This is a genomic window from Arthrobacter sp. JCM 19049 (assembly GCF_001310435.1).
In genome coordinates this window covers 1-2,102 of the sequence record NZ_BAXF01000382.1, presented here as the reverse complement: position 1 = coordinate 2,102, position 2,102 = coordinate 1, and the positions used below count along the sequence as shown (strand labels likewise).

Sequence of the window (2,102 nt, the reverse complement as noted above, 5' to 3'; positions counted from 1 at the left end):
CCACCCGCAGGCGGTGCGCGAGGGGACTGGCCGCCGCTGTTCACCCACACCGATGCCGAAACCTGCTGCCGCAGCTGCTGCGCATCCTGCCCGGGGAACTGGAGTACTCCCAGGGCGGGCTGCAGGCGGTCATCGTCCCGCAGGAGAAGGTCGCCCAGTACCGTGCGGCGCTGGCCGAGGTGTACGGCCAGCGGGTCGGCTCCGGTTCCGGGGGCATGGTGCAGAACATCGTGGTGATCTCCGCCCGTGAATCCAAGGGCCTGGAGTTCGACGGGGTGCTGATCGTGGAACCGGCCGCGCTGATCAGCGAGGTCGACGGCGGGGTGGGGGACCTGTATGTGGCCATGACCCGCACCACCCAGCGCCTGCACGTGCTCTACAGCCAGGAGTTGCCCGCCGGGCTGGACACCGCCGCCGCCGCGGCCGTGAACTAACCCGCGCTTCGGCATGGGGATGCGCAGCGGGAGCACGTTGCGCATCCCACGTCCGGGTTCCGGCGCAATCTGGGCGGATCAACTGAGCACCACGCGCGGATTTTGCTAACGTTGGGTTTGTGTCTGAAATGAAGCAGAATCCCGCCCTCGCGGGACAACGTATTGATCCGTCGTTCGATAACATCTGGCAGGAACTGAAGTGGCGCGGGCTGGTCCACGTCTCCACCGATGACGCCGCGCTGGAAGAAGCGCTTGCCAACGAGACGGTCACATACTATTGCGGCTTCGACCCGACCGCGGCGTCCCTGCACCTGGGCCACCTGGTGCAGCTGCTGAACATGCGCCGCCTGCAGCTGGCAGGCCACAAGCCGCTGGCGCTGGTGGGCGGTTCCACCGGGTTGATCGGCGATCCCCGCCAGAGCGCCGAACGCGTGCTGAACACCCGGGAGACCGTGGCCGAATGGGTTGCCAGCCTGCAGTCCCAGGTCTCGCGCTACCTCTCCTTCGAGGGGGAGAACGCGGTGCGACTGGTCAACAACCTGGACTGGACGCAGAACGTCAGCGCCCTGGACTTCCTGCGCGACATCGGCAAGTACTTCCGGGTGGGCACCATGATCAAGAAGGAAATCGTCGCCGCCCGCCTGAACTCCGATGAGGGCATCAGCTACACCGAGTTCAGCTACCAGGTCCTGCAGGGCTTCGACTTCCTGGAGCTGCACCGCCAGTACGGCTGCACCCTGCAGACCGGCGGCTCGGACCAGTGGGGCAACCTGACCAGTGGCACCGAGCTGATCCGCAAGGTCGAGGCAAGCACGTCCACGCCTTCGGCACCCCGCTGATCACCAACTCCGACGGCACGAAGTTCGGCAAGTCCGAGGGCAATGCCATCTGGTTGGATCCGGACATGTGCAGCCCGTACACCTTCTACCAGTTCTGGCTGAACACCGCGGACGCCGATGTGATCGACCGGCTGAAGGTCTTCACCTTCCTCACGCGTGCCGAGATTGAGGAAATGGCGACCGAGGTGGCCGAGCGCCCACACCAGCGCAAGGCACAGCGCACCCTGGCCTGGCTGGTCACCAGCCTGGTCCACGGGGAGGACGCGACCGAGAAGGTCATCGCCGCCTCGGCCGCGGTCTTCGGCAACGGCGAATTGGGCGAGATCGATCTGCCGACGCTGCAGGCGGTCATCGCCGAGCTGCCCTCGGCCAAGATCAAGGCCGACGAGCTGGGCATCCTCAACGTGCTGCAGACCAGCGGGCTGAGCAAGAGCCAGTCCGAGGCCCGCCGCACCGTTGGGGAAGGCGGCGCCTACGTGAACAACCGCAAGGTCCAGGGGATCGACTCGGAACTGAGCGTTGATGACTTCCTGCACCAGCGCTACGCGATCATCCGCCGCGGCAAGAAGAACATGGCAGTCCTGGAGCTGGAGGGCTAACCACCCGCCCCGCAGGAGCATTTCAGGGAAACCGTCGAGAAAGTCTGTGAAGCACAGCACTTTTTCGGCGGTTTTCTGCATCTACGCCCCCAGAGCGCCTGATTTCCCCCGGCATTCCGGGGTTTTCGTCGGACAAGCCCTCGATTTGCGTGGGTGGTGGAACCTGCGTATAGTTTTTATCTGTTGCCAGCGGGAAACACACACCGGAAACGGGATGTTTACCTGGCAGC

At 64.9% G+C, this 2,102-nt stretch carries 1 protein-coding gene and 2 pseudogenes; 2 read left to right on the top strand and 1 reads right to left on the bottom strand.

The window, feature by feature from the left end:
- Together JCM19049_RS12425 and tyrS are read left to right on the top strand one after the other, a co-directional pair.
- Nucleotides 1-434 (top strand): annotated as a pseudogene (locus JCM19049_RS12425) (hypothetical protein); the annotation flags it as partial.
- A gap of 128 nt (nt 435-562) precedes the next feature.
- A pseudogene (gene tyrS, locus JCM19049_RS12420) lies at nt 563-1,872 on the top strand (tyrosine--tRNA ligase).
- 22 nt (nt 1,873-1,894) lie between these two features.
- Here the strand turns inward: tyrS and JCM19049_RS20725 are convergent.
- A partial coding sequence (locus JCM19049_RS20725; protein ID WP_279403129.1) for a hypothetical protein occupies nt 1,895-2,102 on the bottom strand: 208 nt, incomplete at its 5' end.